The sequence below is a fragment of the Bathymodiolus platifrons methanotrophic gill symbiont genome (assembly GCF_002189065.1).
Lineage (GTDB): Bacteria > Pseudomonadota > Gammaproteobacteria > Methylococcales > Methylomonadaceae > Methyloprofundus.
Map to the genome: position 1 here is coordinate 1 of NZ_BDMN01000038.1, position 4315 is coordinate 4315.

Here is a 4315-nt window from a genome sequence, read left to right on the forward strand (position 1 = left end):
GCTCAATTTGAAAATATTACCCAATTGAAGCAGGACTACCTGGATGCGGGAAACCCTGTTATTAGTATGGATACCAAAAAGAAAGAGTTATTGGGTACTTTTTATCGTAATGGATCGCTCTATAGACGAGCAGCCATTCAAACGAATGATCATGATTTCCCTAGCTCTGCAACAGGCAGTGTTATTCCTCATGGGTTTTATGACCTCAAACGAAACACAGGATATATCACGCTTGGAACGAGTCATGGGTAGTGGGTCGAATCTGTAGTTAGGCGTGAATATCCACTCCAAACTCAATCTTATTAATCAGCAAACCTATCACAATATCATGCATTTTTTCAGATTTTGAAAAGCAAATTGTTTTTCGTGCCAACCGTTTAATCCACGTTCTCAAATTTAAATTTTTACGTTCGATTTTTTGGGTATGACACTTACCCACTTCATGCTTCTCTACATCAATATGGCGTGCATAGGCTCCCCAGTCATCTGTGTAATATAGGCTGATTTTAAAAGGATCAAGCAAGGCTTTTAACTCTTTAAAAACAACGTCCTTACGCTTTCCAAAGACATAAGCGAGAATTGTATTTGTTGAATGTTCAATGGCATACCAAATCCAGCGTTGATTGCATTTTTTCTCTACAAATGACCATTGTTCGTCTATTTCAGCCTCTTCACAGATAAATTCAATTTTTGCATCTGACGTTGGAATTTGAAAGTTCGGGTTTACCTGAACAAGGCTACTTTCCTTTTTTTTAGCGTATTGATCACTGTATTTTTATTGATTTTAAGCACACGAGCGGTATCCCGAATTCCACTTCCATTAATGGCCATTTCAACTATTTTCTCTGTCATTCCATATACACAGGCTTTGTAGCTATAATCAAGCATAAATGTTTTAGTTTTACACTCTGAATTACGACAATAGTAACGTTGTTTTCCGTAACCATTCGTCCCAGATTTTGTGATTTTTATACTGTTGCACTTCGGGCAACTTACTTCTTGATAACAGGTCATAAAATCAAATTATACAGGAACCCTACAAATTCGACCCATTACCCAGCAATGATTCCACCCGTTCACGTAATTTGGGATGTTGGTTGAGGCGGGCTATAAAAGATTTGTTGTTACTCTGGCTCACAATCTGTGTCAATTGAAATAGTGATATTTTAACAAAGGAAATAAATAACCGTCCAATTTTTAAACGTTAATAAGCTAGATTCAATAATCTTTGTGGATAATTTAGACTACCCACTTAACAGGAAATATTGCGGCAGGGTGCGCATCGCGTGCCTTTCAGAACAGCTATAGTTTCTCTGAAATTTTCAAGCAATATTCGGAAGCGGGATCTTTAGTCCCGTCCAGGCATGCGGGACTAAAGATCCCGCTTCCGAGCATTTCTAACTGCCCAGAATGTATGGAAATTATTTACCTGAAAGCCTATAGGTATGCGATGCATACCCTATACAAAGCTTGTTCCGCGTTGAATTAGTCGTCTAATTTTGGATGATTTAATTTTTCCATTTCCCTGAGGTTTCAGTATGATGAAAATGACTGATCAATTTTTACTTGTCTTAATTTAGATTCCCAGTGTAAACATAAGCTGTGCTAATGGGTTTAGGTATTAGGATTACAAAACAAACTAAAACCTTCTGCAAATATAAACAACATAAAATTTATTTTACTCACCTATTGTGCGTGAAATCGCGTAGAATACCGCTCTTTTTAACGATTTTACAGATACAAGGGATGTACTCCCTATGTCTCCTACTTTCTAGAATATAAACATGCTTACAACTGCTAATATCACCATGCAATTTGGCGCTAAGCCACTCTTTGAAGACGTTTCCGTTAAGTTTGGTAACGGTAACCGTTATGGACTTATTGGTGCGAATGGTTGTGGTAAATCAACTTTTATGAAAATTCTTGGGGGCGATTTGGAGGCTACAGCTGGTAATCTCTCAAAAGTTCCAAATGAACGGATAGGTAAATTGAATCAGGATCAGTTTGCTTATGAACAATATGCAGTACTTGATACTGTTTTTATGGGCCACGAAGAATTGTGGAAAGTAAAGTCAGAGCGTGATGCTATTTATGCAAATCCGGAAATGACGGAAGAAGAAGGTATGCGTGTAGCTGAACTGGAATCTGAATTTGCCGAGATGGATGGCTATACTGCTGAAACGCGTGCTAGCGAATTATTAGCCGGGGTGGGAATTCCCCTTGAGCAACACTATGGTCCTATGAGCGCAGTTGCGCCAGGCTGGAAATTACGTGTGCTATTAGCCCAAGTGTTATTCTCTGACCCTGATATTATGTTATTAGATGAGCCGACTAATAACCTTGATATCAATGCAATTCGCTGGTTGGAAGGGGTGTTAAATGAACGTAATTGCACCATGATCATTATCTCGCATGATCGGCATTTCCTGAACAGTGTCTGTAGTCATATGGCTGATCTGGATTATGGTGAAATTCGCCTTTATCCTGGTTCATATGATGATTATATGACCGCTTCAACGATGGTAAGCGAACAGTTACTTACTGATAACGCTAAAAAGCAAGCAAAAATTACTGAACTAAAAGCTTTTGTCAGTCGTTTTTCTGCTAATGCTTCAAAATCGAAACAAGCGACTTCCCGTGCAAAGCAGCTAGACAAAATTGATCTTGCGGAGATTAAGCCGTCTAGCCGAAAAAATCCATTTATTCGCTTTGAGCAAGTAAAAAAGCTGCATAGGCTTGCACTTGAAGTAGAAGGTTTGGCTAAAAGCTATGAGCAGGAATTATTTAGTAATTTTAATTTGATGGTGCAGGTAGGTGAGCGTGTTGCCATTATTGGCCCAAATGGTATAGGTAAAACGACCTTATTAAAGTGTTTCGCAGGAGAGGTGGAACCGACAGCCGGTACGGTCAAATGGTCAGAAAATTCTGATATAGGCTACTGTGCGCAGGATCATGCCGCTGACTTTAAGCAGGATAAACAGTTATTTGACTGGATGGAGCAATGGCGAAAACCCAGTGATGATGATCAGGTTGTACGTGGTACGCTGGGACGGCTATTATTTTCTCAAGATGATATCAGCAAAAAGGTAAGTGTCCTGTCTGGGGGAGAAAAAGGGCGTATGATCTTTGGGAAACTGATGTTGCAGCGTAATAATATTCTGTTATTAGATGAGCCAACCAATCATCTGGATATGGAATCTATTGAAGCACTGAATCTTGCTCTGGAAAATTATCCAGGTACCTTGGTTTTTGTTAGTCATGATCGTGAATTTGTTTCCAGCCTAGCGACTCGTATACTAGAATTAACGCCAACAGGGATTGTTGATTTCCGTGGGACTTATGAGGATTACCTGGCGAGTCAGAAAATAGGCTAGTGCGGCACCGTGTTGCTTTAATGGAGCGATGTGTGATTTAAAGTTAAGTAATGGGTCCCATACTTACCAGGCATAAAAAAAACCTGACGGTGTTATCACCGACAGGGCTTTTGTTTCGCTTTAATTCTAAACTAAGCTGACTTGCGTTTTCTTAAGCTAAGTCCAACCATTCCCAAACCTAATAAAGCTAAGGTTGCAGGCTCTGGTACAATATCTTGAACGAGTTTATCGATCACAGCATTTTCAAAATCGCCACTTAAAAACCCTTCAGACTGAACACAAACATTATTATTAATTACGTGATCAATATAATACCCATCATCAAGACATGCATCCTGAAAGTTATCAACTGGCCCGTCATGATTAATTGCGAGTCCATTTACGAGTATGCCTGCAGCAGTGGCCTGGTCCCGTTGTGCTTCAACAAGCAAAATTCCGGCAGCAAAATCAACTTGAGCTTCACCATCGTTGGTTTCTAAAGTACGATTCTGGAAACCATCACCAGATACATCCATCACCTTAGCTATTTGTACATCGAAGTCATCACCAGTCAACCAGTCATAGGCTAGTAGCATACCACCAGCAATATTTGTTCCCAGGCCCATCTTATCTGGTGCTATGACAGTTGGTCTTGTTATTGCTGCAATAGCAGCCGCGAAAGCTTCTGAATCAGCTGCTGTCTTTAGCACGGCCTCAATACTTGCGACTTTTACATTGCTAGCATAAAAGAACATTTCTACTGCAATACCATTACTAAAATTACCAATGCGATCCTGAACTGTAGTATTTTTGAATGCTTCTACATACCCATTCATTTGGGCGTTATATTCGTTGTCGTCAATACTGCCTGAAATGTCAAGAACAAGTGCTAGCTGGACATCAACAATCATCGCATTTGCTCCGGTACCTGCGAGTAGCAGCACCGAAGTAAATACCCCGAT

At 39.9% G+C, this 4315-nt stretch carries 4 protein-coding genes; 2 read left to right on the forward strand and 2 right to left on the reverse strand.

The window, feature by feature from the left end; translation table 11 throughout:
* The coding region (locus CDZ78_RS02865; protein WP_444979191.1) for an ISAzo13-like element transposase-related protein at nucleotides 1-252 on the forward strand (252 nt) is incomplete at its 5' end.
* A 16-nt stretch (nucleotides 253-268) separates the two neighbouring features.
* Here the strand turns inward: CDZ78_RS02865 and CDZ78_RS02870 are convergent.
* A protein-coding gene (locus CDZ78_RS02870) for an IS1 family transposase (protein WP_420840948.1) occupies nucleotides 269-1014 on the reverse strand; the annotation gives its coding sequence in 2 pieces (ribosomal slippage) (nucleotides 269-756 and nucleotides 756-1014; 747 coding nt in all).
* A gap of 770 nt (nucleotides 1015-1784) precedes the next feature.
* Between CDZ78_RS02870 and CDZ78_RS02875 the strand changes: the two genes are divergently transcribed.
* The gene (locus CDZ78_RS02875; protein WP_087868617.1) at nucleotides 1785-3374 is read left to right on the forward strand and encodes an ABC-F family ATPase; all 1590 of its coding nucleotides are present in this window, start codon (nucleotides 1785-1787) and stop codon (nucleotides 3372-3374) included.
* 131 nt (nucleotides 3375-3505) lie between these two features.
* Here CDZ78_RS02875 and CDZ78_RS02880 read toward each other — a convergent pair.
* The coding region (locus tag CDZ78_RS02880; protein WP_167374146.1) for a DUF1194 domain-containing protein at nucleotides 3506-4315 on the reverse strand (810 nt) is incomplete at its 5' end.